The 20,699-nt window shown below is 71.6% G+C and carries 16 protein-coding genes; 8 read left to right on the top strand and 8 right to left on the bottom strand.

The window, feature by feature from the left end; translation table 11 throughout:
- The coding region (locus VK923_18430; protein ID HSJ46660.1) for an ATP-binding cassette domain-containing protein at window positions 1-1,001 on the bottom strand (1,001 nt) is incomplete at its 3' end.
- A gap of 170 nt (window positions 1,002-1,171) precedes the next feature.
- Here VK923_18430 and VK923_18425 point away from each other — a divergent pair.
- Both VK923_18425 and topA read left to right on the top strand, forming a co-directional pair.
- On the top strand, window positions 1,172-2,143 hold the full coding sequence (locus VK923_18425; GenBank protein HSJ46659.1) for an HD domain-containing protein: 972 nt from the start codon (window positions 1,172-1,174) through the stop codon (window positions 2,141-2,143).
- 197 nt (window positions 2,144-2,340) lie between these two features.
- The gene (gene topA, locus VK923_18420) at window positions 2,341-4,767 is read left to right on the top strand and encodes a type I DNA topoisomerase (GenBank protein ID HSJ46658.1); all 2,427 of its coding nucleotides are present in this window, start codon (window positions 2,341-2,343) and stop codon (window positions 4,765-4,767) included.
- Between the two features lie 344 nt (window positions 4,768-5,111).
- On the opposite strand, the gene VK923_18415 is transcribed toward topA, so the two are convergent.
- From VK923_18415 to VK923_18405, 3 genes are all read right to left on the bottom strand, one after another.
- Window positions 5,112-5,996, bottom strand: coding sequence for a class I SAM-dependent methyltransferase (locus VK923_18415; GenBank protein ID HSJ46657.1), 885 nt, complete (start codon window positions 5,994-5,996; stop codon window positions 5,112-5,114).
- Between the two features lie 545 nt (window positions 5,997-6,541).
- Window positions 6,542-6,778 (bottom strand): hypothetical protein, encoded by a 237-nt coding sequence (locus VK923_18410; protein ID HSJ46656.1) that lies wholly within the window; start codon window positions 6,776-6,778, stop codon window positions 6,542-6,544.
- A gap of 199 nt (window positions 6,779-6,977) precedes the next feature.
- Window positions 6,978-7,322, bottom strand: coding sequence for a hypothetical protein (locus VK923_18405; protein HSJ46655.1), 345 nt, complete (start codon window positions 7,320-7,322; stop codon window positions 6,978-6,980).
- A 614-nt stretch (window positions 7,323-7,936) separates the two neighbouring features.
- Between VK923_18405 and tmk the strand changes: the two genes are divergently transcribed.
- The 4 genes from tmk to VK923_18385 all read left to right on the top strand — a co-directional run bounded on the left by tmk (window position 7,937) and on the right by VK923_18385 (window position 14,745).
- A complete protein-coding gene (gene tmk, locus VK923_18400; GenBank protein HSJ46654.1) occupies window positions 7,937-10,021 on the top strand; it encodes a dTMP kinase in 2,085 nt (694 codons plus the stop codon).
- Entirely contained in the window at window positions 10,018-11,148 is a 1,131-nt protein-coding gene (locus tag VK923_18395) for a hypothetical protein (GenBank protein HSJ46653.1), read from the top strand. Before tmk ends, VK923_18395 begins: the two co-directional genes overlap by 4 nt.
- Window positions 11,149-12,548: 1,400 nt before the next feature.
- A complete protein-coding gene (locus VK923_18390; GenBank protein HSJ46652.1) occupies window positions 12,549-13,985 on the top strand; it encodes a GuaB1 family IMP dehydrogenase-related protein in 1,437 nt (478 codons plus the stop codon).
- 46 nt (window positions 13,986-14,031) lie between these two features.
- Window positions 14,032-14,745: a VOC family protein gene (locus VK923_18385; protein HSJ46651.1), complete on the top strand. Its 714-nt coding sequence runs from the start codon at window positions 14,032-14,034 to the stop codon at window positions 14,743-14,745.
- 58 nt (window positions 14,746-14,803) lie between these two features.
- Here VK923_18385 and VK923_18380 read toward each other — a convergent pair whose 3' ends face one another.
- Both VK923_18380 and VK923_18375 read right to left on the bottom strand, forming a co-directional pair.
- Window positions 14,804-15,028 carry a hypothetical protein gene (locus VK923_18380; GenBank protein ID HSJ46650.1) on the bottom strand — a complete coding sequence of 75 codons (225 nt, stop codon included), beginning with the start codon at window positions 15,026-15,028 and terminating at the stop codon, window positions 14,804-14,806.
- 135 nt (window positions 15,029-15,163) lie between these two features.
- Complete coding sequence (locus tag VK923_18375) at window positions 15,164-16,084, bottom strand: hypothetical protein (GenBank protein HSJ46649.1); 921 nt, start codon at window positions 16,082-16,084, stop codon at window positions 15,164-15,166.
- Between the two features lie 790 nt (window positions 16,085-16,874).
- Here VK923_18375 and VK923_18370 point away from each other — a divergent pair.
- Window positions 16,875-17,276 (top strand): Rrf2 family transcriptional regulator, encoded by a 402-nt coding sequence (locus VK923_18370; GenBank protein HSJ46648.1) that lies wholly within the window; start codon window positions 16,875-16,877, stop codon window positions 17,274-17,276.
- 21 nt (window positions 17,277-17,297) lie between these two features.
- On the top strand, window positions 17,298-18,914 hold the full coding sequence (locus VK923_18365) for a plastocyanin/azurin family copper-binding protein (protein ID HSJ46647.1): 1,617 nt from the start codon (window positions 17,298-17,300) through the stop codon (window positions 18,912-18,914).
- A 16-nt stretch (window positions 18,915-18,930) separates the two neighbouring features.
- On the opposite strand, the gene VK923_18360 is transcribed toward VK923_18365, so the two are convergent.
- Window positions 18,931-20,088, bottom strand: a complete 1,158-nt coding sequence (locus tag VK923_18360; protein ID HSJ46646.1) for a cation:proton antiporter — start codon at window positions 20,086-20,088, stop codon at window positions 18,931-18,933.
- Between the two features lies 1 nt (window position 20,089).
- The gene (locus tag VK923_18355) at window positions 20,090-20,575 is read right to left on the bottom strand and encodes a cation:proton antiporter regulatory subunit (GenBank protein ID HSJ46645.1); all 486 of its coding nucleotides are present in this window, start codon (window positions 20,573-20,575) and stop codon (window positions 20,090-20,092) included.
- Window positions 20,576-20,699 lie beyond the last annotated feature (124 nt).

Here is a 20,699-nt window from a genome sequence, read left to right as displayed (position 1 = left end):
GAGTACTCGGCCTCGAACTGCTCGCGGATCCGCTGCAGCCAACGTTCCTGACGTGCGACCTCGACCTCGTCGTCGGACCCCACCATCGGCCGGCCCGGCGCGGGCTGCTCAGGCTGTCGTCTCCTTCGACTCCGCATGGTCTGCTGCCCATCTGCTCGTCGTGGTGCCGGAAGCCTATAGTCGGGGCGTCCGTTGCCGCTCTCGACGCCCTGCTCCTGCCGCGGCCGGTCGAACTCGTGGTCGGCAACCGGCCGGTCGGTCCGGTCGATCACCTGCCCGTCCGAGAAGTACAGGATCTCGTCGGCGTAGCTGGCGATCGACGGATCGTGGGTGACCGTCACCACCGTCTGATCGAACTGATCCACGGCGTCGCGCAGGAGTGTAAGCATCTCGCGGCTTGCCGTCGTGTCGAGATTACCGGTCGGTTCGTCGGCGAAGATCACCTCCGGCCGTCCGGCGAGCGCCCGCGCAAGGGCGATCCGCTGCTGCTGGCCGCCCGAGAGCTCACTCGGCCGATGGTGCAGGCGGTCTCCCAGACCGACGCGCGAAATCACGTGATGCAGCCACACCCGGTCCGGCCGCCGGCCGGCCAGCAGCTGCGGCAGCGTGATGTTCTCGAGCGTGTCGAGCGTGGGCACCAGGTTGAACGACTGGAACACGAACCCGATGCGGTCGCGACGGACCTGTGCCTGCTGACGCCGGCTGAGCGCCGTCAGCTCCGTGCCACCTAGGAAGACCCGTCCCGACGTCGGCGCGTCGAGGGCGGCGAGGCAGTGCAGCAACGTCGACTTGCCCGACCCGGAGGGTCCCATGATCGCGGTGAATGCGGCGCGTGGGATGGTGAGCGTGACGTCGCGGAGCGCGTGGACCGCCGTCTCGCGGGAGCCGTACACCTTGCTGACCGCGGCGGCGTGGCAGGCTGTCGCCGCGTCGGCGGCTGGTCGGGCTCGGGCGCGTCCGCGGAGGACCACGAGCTCACCCGCCTCTCTGCCTGTCGACACGCTGCGCCTGCGTTGTCACGTGGAGCGCCTCCCGGCTGCGCTCCCGGACGGTACTGGCCGGCCACCCCGGCGCGTTCCTGCTCTGTCGGACGCGCGCCCGCCGGTGGTGGGCATAGGCTCGGCCCATCATGCCTGCTCAGTACATGTACCGCGATCGGTCGATCCGGCAGGTGCAGGAAGAACAACTGGCACCAGCGGCTACGAGGTCGCGCCGTTCGCGAGGCCGGGACGTTTCGGAGCCGCCGGATGCCGAACGCACGTGCTTCGAGGTCGATCGCGACCGGATCCTGCACTCCAAGGCGTTCCGGCGGCTGCGCCACAAGACGCAGGTGTTCATCGATCCTGACGGTGACCACTACGTCACCCGGCTGACCCATGCGCTGCAGGTTACGCAGGTCGCGAGGTCGCTGGGTGCGGCGCTGGCACTCAACGAGCCACTGATCGAGGCGATCGCCATCGGCCACGACGTCGGCCACACCCCGTTCGGCCACGCCGGCGAGGACGTGCTGGCCGGGTTCATCCCCGGCTGGCAGCACGGTGCCCAGGGGGTCCGCATCTACGAGACGCTCGAGCCTGTGAACCTGACGTGGGAGGTCCGCGACGGCATCCGCGCGCACACGTGGCGGATCACACCGGCGCCGTCGACACCCGAGGCGATCTGCGTGCGGTGGGCCGATCGCATCGCGTACCTCACCCACGACGCGCGTGACGCCGTGCGTGCCGGGCTGCTCACGACCGATGAGCTGCCTGCGGGCGTGGTCGCGCGCCTCGGTCCACCAGGGGGCGCCTGGATCGGTCAGCTACTGCGCGCCGTGGTCGACCACACTCTCGATACCGACGAGCTCGGCATGGAGCCCGAGATGGCGGGAATGATGCACGATCTCCGTGCGTTCATGTTCGAGCGCGTCTACCTCAACGAGCGGCTCGCCGACCACAAGGAGGCCGCCACGGCGGTGACACGCCGACTGGTCGAGTATCACCTGGAGCATCCCGAGCACATCCCCGACACCTATCGCGAGCACGACGCTGACCGACTGCGGCAGGTGGCCGACTACGTCGCGGGCATGACCGACAGATACGCCCTGGCGACGCACGAGGAGCGGATCGGAGCGGTCCCGACACCGGTGTCTGTGGATCCCTGAGTGCGGGGTGTGGCACCACACGCCAAGGTGGTGCGCTACACCGCCGAGCGCAACGTGAGGGTTGTGCAACGCTCGGTGCGCCGTGTAGGAGTGGTAGAGGAGAGCAGCCGGGCCCGTCGGGTCGGTCGGGAGCCCTCGGGGTGGACGCGAGCACTGCATGCAGCGCGCGACCCGGAAGCAGAACGGTGGGAGTTGGAGTGGCGAAGAACCTGGTCATCGTCGAGTCGCCGGCCAAGGCGAAGACGATCGAGAAGTACCTCGGCGGCAGCTACAAGGTGCTGGCGTCGGTCGGTCACATCCGTGACCTGCCGCGCAGCGACTTCGCCGTCGACACGTCCACCGACAACGTCTCCCTGCGCTACGAGGTGCCGAAGGGCTCGTCCAAGGTGGTGACGTCGATCCGTCGAGCGGCCAGGGACGCCGACCGGGTCTTCCTCGCGACCGACCTCGACCGCGAGGGAGAGGCGATCGCCTGGCACGTCGCCGAGGTCGCCGACATCGACACGTCGAACGAGAACCGCGTGGTGTTCAGCGAGATCACGCGTGACGCCGTGCTGGCGGCGTTCGACCAGCCGCGCCGGATCGACCAGCACCTCGTGGACGCCCAGCAGGCGCGCCGCGCAGTCGACCGGATCGTCGGGTACCGCGTGTCGCCGACCCTGTGGCGCAACGTCGCCAGCGGGATCTCAGCCGGTCGCGTGCAGTCCGTTGCACTGCGCATGATCGTCGACCGCGAGGACCAGATCCGGCGGTTCGTCGCGCAGGAGTACTGGAGCCTGCACGGTGACTTCGACCGTGAGGGCACCGCGTTCGCGTCGGAGCTGCACAGCGTCGACGGGCAGCGGATCACCGACCCGAAGAAGTACGACGAGGCCGTGGAGCGCGACCGCACCGGCACGCTGCGGGTCATCCGCGACGTTGCGCAGGCACGACACCTCGAGGGCCTGACTCGGGCGGTCGACGGGTGGACGGTCACCGACGTCACGCGGCGCGAGACGAAGAAGAACCCGGCACCGCCGTTCACCACCTCGACGCTGCAGCAGGAGGCGGAGCGCAAGCTGGGCTTCGCCCCGGGACGCACCATGCGGGTCGCCCAGCAACTGTACGAGGGCATCGCGCTCGGCGCGGAGGGCCCCACTGGTCTGATCTCCTACATGCGGACCGACTCGACGAACCTGTCCAACACAGCGCTGGCCGAGCTGTCGGAGCTGGTGAGGACCGACTACGGGGTCCGCTACGCGTTGGACGCGCCCCGCCGCTACTCGGGCACGAGCAAGAACGCCCAGGAGGCGCACGAGGCAATCCGGCCCACCAGCGCGATGCGTCGGCCCGCCCAGGTCGCCCGCTACCTCGACCGGGACCAGCTCGCGCTGTACGAGCTGGTCTGGAAGCGCACCGTCGCCACCCAGATGGCGCCGGCGATCTACGACTCGGTGCGCGCCGACATCGTCGGCTCGACCACGGACCGGGACGGCGCGGACCCTGGGGAGGGCGCGCCGGCGACGCCGGCGGATGGGCAATTGACGGAGCTGATCTACCGCATCACCGGTCGGATCCTGAAGTTCGACGGCTTCATCGCCGTGTACGTCGAGGGCACCGACGACGAGAGCAGTGACGAGGTCACCGCCGCACTGCCCGACCTGGCCGACGGTCAGACGCTGGCGCTGGTCGGTGTGCGCGGCGAGCAGCACTTCACATCGCCGCCGCCACGCTACACCGGGTCGAGCCTGGTCAAGGCGCTGGAGTCTGAAGGCATCGGTCGCCCGTCGACGTACGCGTCGATCATCCAGACGCTGCTCAACCGCGAGTACGTCCGTCTCGAGGCCCGCCGATTCTTCCCGACCGCGCTCGGCGAGGTCGTCACCGCCTACCTCAAGCAGCACTTCGCGGAGGTCGTCGACACCAGCTTCACCGCCCGCATGGAGGACGAGCTCGATGAGATCGCCGCCGGCAGTCAGGCGTGGGGTCCGATGGTGCGCGACTTCCTGGACGAGGTCGACGACTGGATCGCCGACCGCAAGCCCGAGCGTCCGCGGTTGCCGCTGGAGGGCGCGAGCTGCCCGACGTGCGGCGCGCCGATGGACAAGGTCTTCAGCGGCAAGTCGCGGCAGTGGTTCGCGTCGTGCAGCCGGTGGCCGGAGTGCGACGGGACGCTGCCGCTCGATGCCGAGGGCAACGTCACTACGATCGAGGAGCTGCGGCCCGACGCGAGCGTCCGGTGCCCCGAGTGCGGCAAGCCGATGGTCCGCCGGGAGGGACGCTACGGGCCGTTCTACGGCTGCCAGGACTACCCGACGTGCAAGGGCATCGTCAACGTCGAGAAGCACATCGGCTTCGACTGCCCGAAGTGTGGGCTTGGGCAGCTGACCGAGCGCCGCAGCCGGTACGGCAAGCCGTTCTACGGCTGCAACCGCTACCCGGACTGCGACTTCGCGATGTGGACCCAGCCGCTGGCGCAGCCGTGCCCCAACTGCGGCGGTCCACTCAAGCCGCCGCGCAAGAACGCGAAGAACCCTGTCGGCACGTGCGCCCAATGCGGTGAGAAGACGCCGGTCGACGCCAACCCACCACGGGCCGAGACCACCGAGTTCGTCCCCGGCCGCGACGAGACAGCGGCCGCCTGACCCCGTCGTCGAGCGGACGCGGTCCTGCGTCGAGCGGGCGAGCTGTCGCTCCTGGGGACGTGCGGGCGGATCTGCGTTGACTGCTGCCCCAGGCTGTTGTCGGGTCCGCTGTGGGGACGTATTGACGGCTCGGTGTTGGGGGGCGTCCCCGGGTTGTGTGTCGGGTCCGCTGTGGGGCGCGTTGACGGCTCGGTGTTGGGGGGCGTCCCCGGGTTGTGTGTCGGGTCCGCTGTGGGGACGCGTTGACGGCTCGGTGTTGGAGGGCGTCCCCAGGTTGTGTGTCGGGTCCGCTGTGGGGACGCGTTGACGGCTCGGTGTTGGGGGGCGTCCCCAGGTTGTGGCCGTCAGGTGGGGGGGACGTGCACGACGGCCAGCAGGCCCGTGCCGGGACCCGTCGAGGCCTCGGCTGGCGTGACCGTGAAGGCGTCGTCGGGCGGGCCGGGTTCGAACGCGTCGCCCCCTCGCCGTCGCCGGCGGCCGAGCGCGCCGGCGACGCGGTTGACCAGGCCGGGCATTCGCGCCTGCACCAGGCCCCACACCCGGTTGACAATCGGCTCGCCGACACGCTGCACGAGCCCCAGCCGGAAGCCCGGGCCGTCGATCCGCCACACGTCGACCGGTAACCCGCAGGCGTTGTGGAGCAGCGTGCGCAGACTGGTGGGGTCCAACGTCCCGACGTGCGGCGCGTAGCCAGACCAGCCGCCTACGTACTGCCGCTCGTCCGGCGTCGAGCACACCAGCACGCCGCCGGCGACCACCCGCTCGAGCATGGCCCGTACAAACGCGTCCTGGTCCTGGTAGCGGACGTGCTCGAGCACCTCCATCGCCGTCACCACCGCGGCACGCGGCGCATCGGCGACGTCGGTGTGCGTCATCACGTCGCCGAACGAGCGGCGGGCGAGCTGCAGCACGTCCTCGTCGTGGTCGACCAGGTGCAAGGCCCGCCCGAGGCGGCGGGCCAGCCAGACGGAGAACACGCCGACGCCGCTGCCGATGTCGAGCACGGGCCCATCGGTGGTGACCTCCTCGGCGACCTCGGCGGCGAGCAGGTAGTTGACCGTGTGGCGGATCAGCAGGTCGGGGCTGGCGTGGTGCGCCGGGTCGCCGCCCTGGGCGTTGGTGCCCTGCGTGGTGCGATAGTGATCCAGGGTCGCCATGGCGCCGCGCACGCCGCCCAGTGCAGCGTCGAGCCCATGCGGCTGCGGGACCGCGTGTCCTGCTCGTGTCATGTCGGACGGCCTACCACCCGGCTGCTTCAGGTCACACCTGTGACCCCGCCCGTCGCCCGCGCCGGTGTGGAGGGGGATGCGGCCCGCGCGTCACCGGGTTGCTCTTCGGCCAGCGTAACGCATCATGTGATGTAGGCGGACGTCCGTCGGGACGACTCCCGGTCCACCGCCAGCAGCGCCGCGTTGACCATGTGCGCCGCGCTGATGCCGGTCAGGTCGTACGGTCTGCGATCGGCCGGACTCCCCGAAGCGCTCGACGCCGAGCGGGATCTGGGGCGCGCCGACGGCGGAGCTGATCCAGGTGAGCGGATGTGCCGACGCGTCATGGGCGGACACGATCGGCGCGCTGCGCCGCCCGAGCAGGTCCTCCAGGTGAGCGGGCCGGACGTCCGTCGTCGCGCCGACCGTGGCCGAACGCACCGTCGACTGCCAGCCGCGGTACAGCCGGACGGCGCTGGTCACCACCACGACGGACGTGTCCACGCCCTCGGCGTCGAGCTCGGTGGCGGCTGCGACCGCCTCCGGGACGACCGCGCCGCTGACGATCAGATCGACGGCAGGGCGCCCGTGCGGGGCTCGATGAGGTGGTAGGCGCCGGCGAGCACCGCGGCGCGCAGCGCGTCCTCGCCGGCCCGCTCGATCGCCCGGCGGACCGGATCCTGATCGAGCGGGCGGGTCGACAGGCGCAGGGACAGGCTCTCGCCGTCGTCGGCCATCAGCCGGGCACGCCCGTCGCACTGCAGCCAGTCGACCTCGCGGGCGTAGCTTGGCTCGGCGAACACGACACCGGGCAGCTCGATGCCGACCGACGCGGTGATCGTCGACTGGTGAGCGCCGCCTCGGGCGCCAGCGTCACCCCTGACGGCGTACCGGCGACGATGAGGCGCGCGTCGCTGTACAGCGAGTAGACGAACGCATCGAGGCCGCGCAGCACGAATGGGTCGAGACGGTGCCGATCGGCAGAGCAGCTCGCCGTGGTGCTCATGGGCCAGGCCGAGCTGGCCGAGCAGCAGGAACAGGTTCATCTCGGAGATCCCGAGCTCGACGTGACGCCCGGTGGACGACGTGCCATCCCGCGTCCGCGAAGAACCGCTGCAGCCTGGCCGAGGCGATGCCGGGCACGACCCGGTCGAGGCTCTGGCAGTTGAGGTCGACGATCAGCGTGACGTTGCCGAACCCGGCGGTGACGGGGTCGGCGATCGCCTCCCACACATTGCCCTCGTCGCGCTCGGCGTCGCCGATGGTGGCGATGCAGCGCGCCGACGGCAGCGCGCCGAAGTGGCGGTCGACGTAGCGGCGGGTCGCCGCCGAGAACAGCGGTGCCACGGCGCCCAGGCCGACCGACCCCGGTCGAGAAGTCGGCGACGTCGGGATCCTTCGTCCGCGACGGATAGGCCTGCAGGCCGCCGCGGCGGCGCAGCCGCGTGAGGTAGTTGCAGTCCAGCTCGCCCGTCGGCTACGTGATCGCGTGGTACACCGGCGAGGCGTGGGGCTTGATCGCGACCTTGTCGTCGCGGCGCGGGTGGCCGAACCACAGCGCGGTCATCAGCGACACCATCGATGCCCGAGGCCTGGTGTCCACGGACCTTGATGCCGCCGGCGTCGCCTGCGTTGGCCACGTCGACCATGCGCACCGCCAGCCACAGCACCCGTTGCTCGATCTGTGCCAGGAGCTCGGTGTAGACGTCCGTCGCTCGCGGTGGAGTGCGTCGACGCCCGTCACGGCGGCGCTCGTGCTCTGCGTCGCAGCTCAGGCGGCTGTCGGCCATGATCCGGGTCGACGGCACGTCAACGCAGGTGGTGGCTGTGGGGGATGTCCGGTCCCGCCGGCACACCTCGGGCCGCGGCGACAGTACCCTGCCGGGACAGCGCAGCCGTGGCGACAGTACCCTGCTGGGACAGCGCAGCCGCTGGCGTCGCGAGAGGAGCAACCGGACGACATGGCTGCCGGTCCAGCGATCGACGGGGCCGGGCAGACCGACCCGAGGTACCTGCGCAACCCGGCAACGGTCGCGTCGTACCGGGCACTGCTCGCCAAACGCAACTACCGGCTCTGGTTCTTCGCCGCGTTGATCACGAGCCTGGGGGACTGGGCCGGGTTGTTCGCGCTGCAGATCCTCGTCACCAGCGTGGCCGAGAGCAGCCGTGTCGAGCTGTTCGGCCTGGGCGGCATCATGATGGCGCGGTTGCTGCCCAGCCTGCTGATCGGCCCGGTCGCCGGCGTGCTGGCCGACCGCTACCCACGGCGCCGTATGATGGTCGCTGTCGACATCGCGCGCGGTGTGCTGTTCTGCGTGATGGCCTTCTCCGGGGACCTGGTGGCGATCTTCGCGCTGACGTTCCTGATCGAGACGCTGGCGCTGCTGTTCATGTCCGCCAAGGACGCCATGCTCCCGTCGCTGGTCGAGCCCTCGGAGCTAACGCAGGCCAACCAGCTGAACTTCCTGGTCACGTACGGCCCGCTGCCGTTCGGGGCAGCCCTGGCCGCCGCGATGGTCGGGCTGGTGTCGATCCTGCAGCAGGCCGGCCTCGAGCTCGAAGCGGTGCCGACGGTGCTGGTGCTCGACGGGATGACCTTCTTCATCTCGGCGCTGCTGGTCCGCTCCATCCACGCGCCAGAGGACGCGGCGCGGGCGGCGGCGGTTGCGGCCGGCGCCGAGGAGGCGCCGGGCATCCTCGGTCAGGTCCGCGAGGGGTTGCGGGCCATCGCCGACCAGCCGCTCGTGTACGAGCTGGTGACGGGCGTGACCGGGGTGTTCTTCGGTGCCGGGATCATTGTCGCCATCGGGCCGGTCTTCGTCTCCCGCACGCTCGGGCGTCCGGACGACGACTGGTTCACGATGTTGACGTTCGTCGGTGCGGGCCTGATCGTCGGCATCGTGTCGGTGCCGTTCGTGACGAACCGGTTCCGCACCGAGCGCGTGTACCCCGTCGTCCTGGTCGTGACGTCCCTGGTCGCCACGGCGCTGGCGATCAACATGCAGTGGCTCGTCGCGCTCGGCCTCGGCGCCACGCTGGGTGCCGCCGCCGGGTTGACGGTCGTCACGGGTTACACGCTGCTGCACACCTACACCGCGGACGAGAGCCGCGGGCGCACGTTCGCCGCGTTCTACACCGGCACGCGCGTGGCGACATTCGCAGCGCTCGGCCTCGCGCCGTTCCTCGCCGGTTCCATCGAGGTCATCAACATCGGCATCTCGGGCACCGGCGAGGCCGACGCGCAGTTCGCGCTGTCGGGACCGCGGATCACGATGTTGCTGGGCGGCCTGGTCGCGCTGTGGTCCTCGCTGCGGTCGGCGCGAGCGATCTGGCGGGCGGCGGGACCGTCGGAGGCCGCACCCCGGTCGCCGGCGGCGGTCACCAGGGGGCACCTGATCGCCTTCGAGGGTGTCGAGGGTGCCGGCAAGTCGACGCAGGCCGCGCGGCTGGCTGACCATCTGCGCGACCGCGGCTTCGAGGTCGTGCGCACGCGCGAGCCCGGGGGCACGCCGGTCGCCGAGGCGGTGCGGGCCGTCCTGCTCGACACCGGTCTCGACGCTATGGGCGAGCGCACCGAGGCGTTGCTGTATGCAGCGGCGCGGGCGGAGCACGTGGCCAAGGTGATCGCTCCGGCGCTCGACCGCGGCGCGGTCGTCATCACCGACCGCTACCTCGACAGCTCGCTGGCCTACCAGGGGCACGCACGCGGGCTGGGCATCGACGAGGTGACCCGGGTCAACGACTGGGCGACCGACGGCACGCGGCCCGACGTGGTGGTCCTGCTCGACCTGCCCGTCGAAGATGGCCTGACCCGCGCACGCCGCCGCACGGGCGACGACGGCCGGGTCGACCGGCTCGAGCGCGAGGCACTGGCCTTCCACGAGCAGGTCGCCCACGGCTTCGCCGAGCTCGTGCAGCGCAGCCCCGACCGCTTCGTCGTGGTCGACGCCGACGGCGATGTCGACACCGTGGCGGCGCGGGTGCGCGACGCGGTCGACGCCAGGCTGGGCGGTGCTCCGGACGAGGACGAGGAGGAGACGGGGTGACCATCTGGCAGGTCCCTGGACAGGCGCACACCGCGGGTGTGCTGCACGATGCGGTCGAGCGCGAGCAGGTCGGCCACGCCTGGGCAGTGGTCGGACCGTCGGGCGTCGGGCAGGAGCAGCTGGCGCGGTCGCTGGCCGCGGCGCTGAACTGCGAGGTCGAGCGGACCGGCTGCGGCACGTGCTCGTCGTGCGTCCGCAGCCTGCGCGGTGCGCACCCCGCGTACTGGGAGTTCGTGCCCGTCGGTGCCGCGCACCGCGTCGGCGAGGTCCGCGACTCGTGGACGCAGGTCGCCTCGCGGACCGCCGCCGAGGGGAGGTTCAAGGTCCTGCGTGTGGTCGACGCCGACCGCATGAACGAGGCTGCGGCCAACGCGTTCCTCAAGGTGCTCGAGGAGCCACCCCCGCGGACGGTGTGGGTGATCGAGCTGGCCGATCCGGAGGAGCTGCCGGACACGATCGTGTCGCGCTGCCGCGAGGTGCGGGTGTCCCCGTGGGACCGTGACACGATGACGGAGCTCGCGTCCGCCCGGTCGTCAGCCTCCGAGCGGGACCGTGACCTGGCGGTGCGCGCCGCGATGGGATCGCCCGATCGCCTGCGGGCGCTGCTGACGCCGCAGGGCCTCGAGGACCTGCGGCGGCACCGCAGCATCCCGCGTGAGCTGCGCGACCGTGGACCGGGATTCGCCCTCATGGCCGCGGCGGAGCTCGATGACGAGATGAGACGTGCCGTTGCAGGAGTCCGCGACGACGTGAAGCGCGAGCGCGAGCAGTTGTCGGAGTTCTACGGCGACGCCCCGCCCCGCGACGTGCTGCGTCAGGTCGAGCAGCGTGCGACGCGGCGTGAGCGCGAGGCGAAGACGGTCGTGGCGCAGACGGCGCTGGACGACCTGGCGGGCTGGTACCGCGACGTCCTGATGGTCCGCAGCGGTGGCGACCCCGCTGAGGCGGTGCACGCCGACGATGTGGACGGCCTGCGCGCCGACGCCGACGCGCTGACGGAGCGGGCGCTGCTCACTTCGATCGACGCCCTGTTTGCGCGTCGTGAGGAGCTTGAGCTCAACGTCGCGATGACGCTGGCCGTCGAGTCCCTGCTGCTCGACCTGTGGTCGGTCGCGGCGGCGGCGTAGCCGCGCGACGGGTGCGCCCGAAGATCGGCACCTCACCGTCGACGGCTGCGGTGGTGGTCCACACGCGCCGCCGACGGCGAGGCTCCCCCCGATCTGTCAACCGCCGAACCCGTTGGGGTGGCCGGCGACCCACCGGAGCGCCATCAGCCCCCCTCGCGACGCACTGCAGGTGGTTGGGGAGCCAGACCCTTCCGGCGAGCACGCTCATGGTCTGCTGTCACTACCACCCGTCTGTCCGACGTCCGTCCGGCGCCGCCTACCCGGCAGGGCACCGCAGAAACGCCACGCGGTGGAAACGTCGCGGGTCGACGTTGGCGAGCGGACGCGCCGAGGTCTGATGTCTCCCGGTCCCGGCCCGGCATCCGGTCGCACCTGCATCGCGGCTCGCGTTGCGGCTCGCGTCGTTGCGGCTCACGCCGACACAAGCCCGGTGTTCGTCGCTCACCGTGCCGTGCGAGCCGGGCGCAGCTGCCCTGGTCGCCGAGCCGTGGGCTCCGTGGGCCGCTGGGGAGCCGAGCGTCAGCCAGACGACAAGGCGCACGACCGGTCCGGCGGACAGGCCCTGCGGCGTGGGCGTTCGTTGACGGAAGCGTCGACGCTCGACGCGTCAGCAGCCTCGGACGCCGGCTCGCTTCCGTCCTCGGACGGGGTGGGGTCAGGCGCCGGTTCCGTCGGCACGGGCTGGGGGTCCGGATCGGAGGACGGCGTGGGCGTCGAGGTCGGGGCCGGCAGTGGCGCCGGCTGTGGGTGGGATGCGGGCTCCCGTCTGGTGACCGACCTGGTGACCGAACGGGGGTCGCGCTCGGGCGCTGGTCCCCGTTCCCCCGACGGGACCGGTGTGGCGACCACCGTCGTGTCGGGCTCCGCGCCCGCGGAGGCCGACGGCGCCGTCGCGTCTCCCGTAGCTGCACTCGCGATGGCCGACGGCGTCGTCGCGTCTCCCGTATCTGCACTCGCGATGGCCGTGTCGTCGTTGTCGTCGGGCACCGGGGCCGCGGTGACGACGGGCGTCGGCTCTGACGGGACGGTGCCCACGTGGCGGAGCGGACCGAGGTCGACCCTCGCGTCGGGCCACTGCCACTCCGAGGCAGACTCGATCGGCTCGGCCGCCGACAGGTCGCGTCCGGCGGCCGGGCGGAACGGGGTGACCTCGCTGGTCATCTTGAGGCTGTGGCCGATGACGATCATCGCAGCGAACATCACGACGCTCGTGAGGAACACGGCCGCCGCGCGCATGCCAAAACCCGACCAGTGCATCACACGCAACAGTAGAGTGCGATCCGCGCGCGGGCGCACGCCGGACATGTACGTCGGGCATGGTTCGGGCCCGTAGACATCACCGCATACATCGGGTAGCGGCCGTGCAAGGATGGCGGTGTTCCCCCGAGAATCGAGGAACGGTGCGCTTCCTGCAGGGGCACGGCCCCCACCACGACCTGACATTCGACGACGTGTTCCTGGTCCCCAACCGGTCCGACGTCAGCTCGCGGCTCGACGTCGACCTGTCGACGGTCGACGGGAGCGGCACGACGGTCCCGCTGATCACCGCCAACATGACCGCCGTGTCCGGACGGCGGATGGCCGAGACCGTGGCGCGCCGGGGTGGCATGGCGATCATCCCCCAGGACATCCCGGGCGAGATCGTGGCGGAGGTCGTCGCGTCTCACAAGCGCCGTCACGTGCTGTTCGAGACTCCGATCACCCTCGAGCGCCACGACACCGTCGGCGCGGCGCTCGCGCTGCTGCCCAAGCGCGCGCACGACGCCGTCGTGGTCACCGAGGCGGGCGCGCCCGTGGGCATCGTCACGTCGGCGGACTGCCGCGACGTCGACCGGTTCACCCAGCTCGACACCGTGATGTCGACCGGTGTGCTCACCGTGCCCGACTCGATCGATCCCGCCGAGGGGTTCCACCGGCTCGACGAGGCACGCAGGAGGGTCGCCCCCGTGGTCGACGCCGCGGGCCGCCTGGTCGGCGTGCTCACACGTGCGGGTGCGGTGCGCTCGACGCTGTACGAGCCCGCCGTCGACGCGCGCGGCCGGCTGCGCATCGGCGCGGCCATCGGCATCAGCTCGGCCGTGGGGGAACGGGCCAAGGTGCTGCTCGACGCCGGCGTCGACGTCCTCGTGGTCGATACTGCCCACGGGCACCAGGAGCGGATGCTCGACGCGGTGGCACAGGTGCGGATGCTGGATCCCGCGGTACCGGTTGTCGCCGGCAACGTCGTCACGGTCGAGGGCGTGCGGGACCTCGTCCGGGCGGGCGCCGACATCGTCAAGGTCGGCGTCGGCCCGGGGGCCATGTGCACGACGAGGCTGACGACCGGCGTCGGCCGCCCGCAACTGTCGGCCATCATCGACTGCGCTGCGGAGGCCCGTCGCCTCGGCGGGCACGTGTGGGCCGACGGCGGCATCCGCAACCCACGAGACATCGCGCTGGCGCTCGCCTCCGGGGCGAGCAACGTGATGATCGGATCGTGGTTCGTCGGGACCCACGAGTCGCCCGGCGACCTCGAGCACGACCCCGACGGCCGGCCCTACAAGCTGAGCTTCGGCATGGCGTCGGCCCGCGCCGTCGACCGCCGCACCTCCGGGGACGACGGGCTCGATCGGGCACGCAAGCAGTTCTTCGACGAGGGCATCTCCTCGGCGCGCATGTACCTGGACCCGCAGCGTCCGGGCGTCGAGGTTCTCCTCGACGTGATCACGGCCGGGGTGCGCAGCGCCTGCTCGTACGCGGGGGCCGCGACGCTGGAGCAGCTGCACGAGCGCGCCGTCCTCGGCGTCCAGACGCACTCCGGCTTCGCCGAGGGCCAGGCGCTGCCGCAGGGATGGTGAGGGTGGACCCGATGGCTCCGCGCCGCACCGGCGACGAGCACGTGCGATGATCGCCGAGGCGCTGCGGGCACGGCTTGACCACGTGGCGGTGGCCGTGGGCGACCTCGACGACGCCCTGGCCTACTGGTGTGGCACCGTCGGGGCGGGCGTGGTGGCACGCGAGATCAACGACGGCTTCGACATCGCCCAGGTCCGCACCCGCGGTGGCGGCAAGCTCGAGCTGATCGCGCCGCCTCCGGGCGGCGACGGCGGCTTCATCTTAGACTTCCTCGCACGCTTCGGCCCGACCATCCACCACGTGACCCTCAAGGTCGCCGACCTCGGTGCGGCGATCGACACCGTGCGGGCCGGCGGCTACGACGTCGTCGACGTGCAGACCATGTCACGGTGGTGGCGGGAGGGGTTCCTGCGCCCAACCCAGGTTGGCGGTCTGATCGTCCAGGTCGCATGGACGCCCGAGGACGACCGGTCCTGGGCCCGGCGGATCGGGACCGCCGCGACGGCACCCACGTCAGGTGCCCCGCGCCTGCTCGGCGCGACGCTGGAGCATCCGGACCTGGCGGCCGCGCGGGCGCTCTGGTCGCTGCTCGGTGCTGAGATCGAGGGCGGCCACGACCGGTTCGTGTGCCGGTGGCCCGACAGCACCCTCGACGTGGTGGTGCGGCACGGCGACCACGCCGGGCCGGTCGCGCTGCGCTTCGAGGGAGCCTTGGTCGACGCCCCGGAGGGGTTCGGCGTGCCGCCGCTCGACGTGGGCTGACGCCGTCGCCGACGACTGGCCACTGCGACGAGCAATGCGCCGGACGGCCGCACCGCCGTCATCGCGGGGCGAGCCGGGGCGCGGTCTCGGGCGCCGGCGCAGCGACGTGGTCGAGCGCGGCGGTCGGCAGCAGGAAGATGTGCCGGAGCACGCAGCGGACCCTGGCGTGCTCCACAGGGCCGTCGGTGCTCTCGAGCACCGTCCGGCGTTCGATCTCGGCCGGCGCACCGCACGCGGGGCACCGCGTCAATTGGACTGCTGCGGGGTGGTCGGTGGTGGTCATCGTCATCACATCCGTCGCGGTGGCTCCGCGGGCGAGTCCCTCGCGGGTCCATGCACTAACAGAGCACCCCGACGCCGGTGTGATAGAGATTTCTCCCACGATCCACCGCGGCGCCTGGGGCGGTCGCCGCGACGGTCAATCGAGGTCCTGCAGCTCCCGCTCGCGGTCCCGCAGGTCGTCCGCGGCCTGCTCCGCGGCACGCTCGGCGTCGGCCACTCGGGCGCGGGCACGGTCCGCACGTCCGGCGAGCTCGTCGGCCTCGCCGCGCAGACGGCGGGCCTTGTCCTCCGCGGCCGCGGCCGCCTTGTCCGCGGTTGTCCACCGCGCGTCCGCGCGCTTTGCCTCGGCCGCGGCGCGCTCTGCCGTCTGCTGCGCCTCCGCGAGCTGGCGGCGGGCGTCCTCGACCGCACGGATCGCGGTGCGCCGCGCCAGTGCCGCCTCCTGCTGGCGGGCCTCCTCCTCCGGATCGGGTCGCTCGTCGGTGACCTCCTCGTCGGCCTCCACGACGTCGGCGACCGCCTCGTCCGGTGCAGCCGCGGCGAGCACGGACAGCCCCTCGAGCGCCCCGAAGCCGGAAGACACCGGCAGGGCCTGCGACAGTCGGCCGGCCCCGACGACGGCCGCGGTCTCGGCGTCGGCCGACGCGGCGTCGAACGTGGCGACGATGTCGCCGCGATGGCTGTCGCCGGCTGCGCCCTGCGCGTCGAGGAGCGCGACGGCCACGCCGGCGAGCTCCTCGATCAGATCGCGGCGGGCACGGGCGGCCTCGCGCATGCCCCCCCGCTTGACGCCCGACAACGCGCGGCGCTGCGCCACCCGCACGACATCGCCGGCCTCGAGCAGCTGCGCGTAGCGGTCGTGGTGGTCCCGCACCGCCTGGTTGACGGCCCACGCCGCCGCGGTCGGGCGCCGCAGCACGCCGACCTCCGCCGCCAGCTCACGCCGCCCCTCGCTGCGCAGTGCCTTGACCAGCGCGTTGCGCGCGGCGGTGAACTCGCCCGGCACCAGCGTGTACAGCTCGTCGATCCTGGGGTCGTCGTCGGCGGGGTCGGTCACGGCGTCTCCGCGTCGTCGGACGGGCTTGCGCTCACGGGCAGCGTACGCGGTGGCCACGCGCCTCGATCCCGATCGGCTCGCTGGTCATCCCTGACGCCGTCGGACCCTCAGACCGGCCCCCGCGATCGACTACCAGATACCGGCACGCCCTCATCGCCGGACTGCTCATGCGTGCCACCGGGCACGAGGCATGACCACACCGGCGTTGCCGCTCCCCACGGTGATCAGAGTCGCGCTCACCGGTGTGCTGGTCATGGGAGCCCTGCTGGTGACCGCCACGCCAGCCGACGCCCACGCGGTGCTCGAGTCGGCGACGCCCGCAGATGGCGCGGAACTGGCCGGCCCACCTGCCCGGATCAGGCTGACGTTCAACGAACCGGTGGTACCGGCCGGCGGCGGGATCCGGCTGTACGACGGGACCGGCACCGCCGTCGCACTCGGCCCGCCGGAGCCGGCCCCGCCGCCGGAACTGCGGTCAGGGATGGTCACGATCACGGTGGCGGCGAGCACTCCGAGTCGACCGGGAAGGACAGCGAGGCGGCCTCCGCCGAGACCATGTCGGCGGAGGCGACACACTGCTCCATCGACCATGAGGGCCTCGTAGGCGCCTCCGCGCGACGCTGCTCGTCGTTCCGGCCACGAGCCACGCTCCGTCCATCCGGCGCACCGGTGCCGGCGTCAGTGTCCTGCGCGCCGCCGACACCCGCAAGATCGGCCGCGGGTCGAACGGCCTGTCAGGCCGGGCCGTCCGGCCCTTTCGCCAAGTCCTTGAGTTCATGACTCTAGGACTATGAGACTCGAGCTCACGCGCAGGACCGACCTCGCTCTGCAGGCGTTGCGAGCACTGGTGCGCGAGGACGCGCTGCAGAAGGGCGGTGACCTCGCGGATGCTGTCGGCACGAGCGCGGCGTTCCTCGCACAGGTGCTCGCGCCACTCGCGCGCGCGGGCTGGGTGCGCTCGGTCCCCGGCCCGCGCGGCGGGTACGAGGCGACCGAGGCTGCGCGCGACGTCTCTGTGCTGCAGCTCATCGAAGCGACCGAGGGTCCGGTGCGGGCGGACCAGTGCGTGCTGCGTGATCAGCCCTGTCCGGCGGTGGTTCCGTGCGCTCTGCACGACGCGTGGATGCCGGCGCGGGATGCCCTGGTCGCGCGCCTCGCCGCGACCCCCGTCATGGACCCGGCGCATCACTGATGCATGGAGAGGTGACCGATCATGGCAGGGCAGCTGCGAGCCGACGACACGATCGGGCAGGCGGCCCCCGGCCCATGGACCCGCGCACTCGCGTTGACCATGATCGCCGTCGCGCTGATCCTGGTCCTCGTCGTCGCGAACCAGATCGGCGGCGTCCTGATCGCGAGTGATCTGCGCGACCAGTATCAGGACCTCGTCGACGAGGCGGGAGCACAGCCGGCATCCGTCGCAGACGGTCGTGGGACGGCGAACGGGGCGGCCCTCCCGGAGCTGGTCGCCAAGGATGAGCTCGAACCGGTTCCGGCCGACGAGGTCAACGTGGCCGTCGCACCCGACGTGCCGCCCCGGGTGGGGCGCTCGGCCCCCGCGGTCGTGGACGTGGCGTTCGAGGTGGTGGAGAACGTCTCGACCATCGACCCCGCGAGTGGCACGCGGCACGAGACCTGGGGGTACAGGCTCGTCGACGGTCCGGACGGTCTCGTCGTCGGCACACCTGGACCGATCATCCGTGCGCGGGTCGGTGACGTCCTGCGCTTCACGATCACGAACCCTCCGGGCAACCACAACCCCCACAACGTCGACTTCCACGCCGTGACCGGCCAGGGTGGCGGCGCGGAGGCGACGACGGTCGCGCCCGGGGAGACGCGGGCGATCGAGGCGCGGCTGCTGTACCCGGGCTTCTTCATGTACCACTGCGCGTACGGGGACGTGCCCGCACACATCTCCCACGGCATGTTCGGTGGGATCCTGGTCGATCCCGAGACCCCGTTGCCCGCCGTGGACCACGAGTGGTACATGGTCCAGTCCGAGTACTACCTCGCCAACGACGGTGCCGGGGCGGCCGACCTCGACCGGGCGGCGCTGCGCGACGAGGTCCCGACCCATGTCGTGTTCAACGGGGCGGTCGGCGCGCTGACCGACGACGGCGCGCTGCACATGCGGGTCGGTGAGCGCAGCCGGATCTACTTCGTCAACGCCGGACTCAACCTGATCTCCAGCTTCCACCCGATCGGCTCGCACTGGGATGCCGTGTACCCGGAGGCCGCGCTGCTGAACGCGCCACTGCTCGGCTCGCAGACGACCCTGGTCCCTGCCGGCGGCGGCACCGTGGTCGAATTGGTCGGACAGGTGCCACAGACGGTCGTGCTTGTCGATCACGCGCTGTCGCGTGCGTTCGACAAGGGTGCCATCGGCCACATCGTCATCGAAGGAGACGGCAACGCCGAGATCTTCGAGGAGATCGCGGCCGCGCCGGTCGCCGGAGGGTCGGAGTCGGCGGCGGACGCGTCCGAAGAGGCGCAGGATGACGCGACAGCCGACGTGGAGGCTGCTGAGACCGTCTCGATCGAGCCGGGCTCGAGCACCTTCCAGGACGACGGTGCGGCCGACGAGTTCGCCGCGTCCGAGGACCCTGCCGACTACTCGGCCAACGTGATCGAGGTCAAGGTCGGCGACACCGTCACCTGGACGAACGACGACACCACCGCGCACACGGTGACGGCGGAGGACGGATCGTTCGACTCGGGCCTGATGAACCCGGGCGGCTCGTGGTCGCACACGTTCACCGAGGCCGGCGAGTTTGAGTACTTCTGCACACCCCACCCCTGGATGCGCGCCAGGGTCATCGTGACCGGGTAGCACCGCCCGCGTGCCGTCACCGCGGTCTGGCGGTGGGTCTTCGTCCGCGTGCGGCGTACCGGGTGATGAGTGGGCCGGCGACGGCGAGCAGGAGGACGTAGGCGGTGGCGAGCGCGCCGAGGCGGTGCTCGATGCCGGCGGCGACGCCGATCTCGGCGATGACGATGGAGAACTCCCCACGCGCGATCAGGACCGAGGCGGCCCGACGTCGGCCGCGAGGCCTGATGCCGGCGCGTGCCGCGCCCCACCACACGGTCGCGAACTTGGTGGCCGCCGTGACGACCGCGAGCGCGGCGGCGACGAGCAGGACCGGGGGGATGTTGCGCGGGTCGATCGCGAGCCCGAACAGCACGAAGAAGCTCGCGGCGAACAGGTCCCGCAGCGGTTGGAGCAGCCCGTGGATGCGTCGCTGGACCGGCCCGGACAAGGCGATGCCGACGAGGAACGCGCCGACCGCAGCGGAGATGTGCAGTCGCTCGGCCAGGCCGGCGACGACCAGGGTGATGCCCAGCACGCCCAGCAGCAGCCCCTCCCGGGACGGTGACGCGACCGCCCGAGTGATCGTCTCGCCGTACCGGAACGCGACGAACAACGCGAGCCCGGCGGCGCCCAGCGCGATGGCCACCGAGCCGCCGACGGCCAGGATGGTGCCGCCAGCCAGGACCGCACCGATCACCGGCAGGTAGACGGCCATGACCAGGTCCTCGGCCACCAGCAGCGAAAGCACCAGGGGTGTCTCGCGGTTGGCCAGCCACCCGAGGTCGTCGATGAGCTTGGCGGCGATGCCTGACGAGGAGATGTAGGTGACGCCGCCGAGCACGACCGAAGCGGCAGTGCCCCAGCCCAGCGCCAGCCCGGCGAACAGGCCGGGGGTGAAGTTGGCGAGCAGGTCCGCCAGCGCGAGCCGCCACCCGGCGCGCAGTCCGGCGGTGAGCTCGGCGGGGGTGTACTCCAACCCGAGCATGACCAGCAGCAGGATCACGCCGATCTGCGCGGCGGGCTCGATGAACGACTCAGCCGTGAACAGCGGGTACAGGCCGCCCTGGCCGAACGCGAGCCCGATCAGCAGGTAGAGCGGGACGGGCGAGACGCCAGCCCGCAGCGCGGCGCGCGCCGCGACCGACAGCACGAGTAGGACCGCCCCGAGCTCGAGCAGCAGGGTGGCGGTGTCCACGTCACCCGCGCAGGAGGGCGTCGGCGCGGCGGATCGCCTCGGGCCGGCCCATGACCACCAGGGTGTCGCCGTTCTGGATCAGGAACTCGGGACCTGGGACGGGCAGCGCTTCACCGCTTCGCAGGGCAGCGACGACCGTAACGCCGGTGGAGGAACGGATCTCGAGGTCGCCGATGCTGCGCCCGACCGCTGTCGTGCCCTCGGGGATGCGCAGCCACTCGATCGACAGTCCGGCGACGGACTGCTGAAGGCGGTCGATCTCGCGGATCACCCTCGAGGCTCCCAAAAGCTCCGCGAGCACGCGGCTGTCCGCGTCATTGAACTCGAGCACCAGCTGGGAGGCGTCGGGATCGTCGGGGTCCCCGACGAACAACTGGTGCCGCCCGGAGTGATGGTGCAGCACCGAGATGTGCGCGTTGCTCGACGTGACGAACGAGTAGCGGACACCCACCCCCGGAAGTGGTGTCTCCTCGATCTCACTCGGCATCACACCCACCCCTGCTCACCGGCCGGCCACACGAACCCCGACCCTAAACGACTCGACGACCGGCTGTCGTCCGTGACCGGCGCCCCGTCGGTCGTCATCGGTCCGTCCCGCGTCGCGAGATGAA

Source organism: Euzebyales bacterium (assembly GCA_035461305.1).
In the GTDB taxonomy this organism is placed as follows: domain Bacteria; phylum Actinomycetota; class Nitriliruptoria; order Euzebyales; family JAHELV01; genus JAHELV01.
Note: the sequence above shows the minus strand (reverse complement) of the source record. Positions and strands in the feature narration are given on the sequence as shown.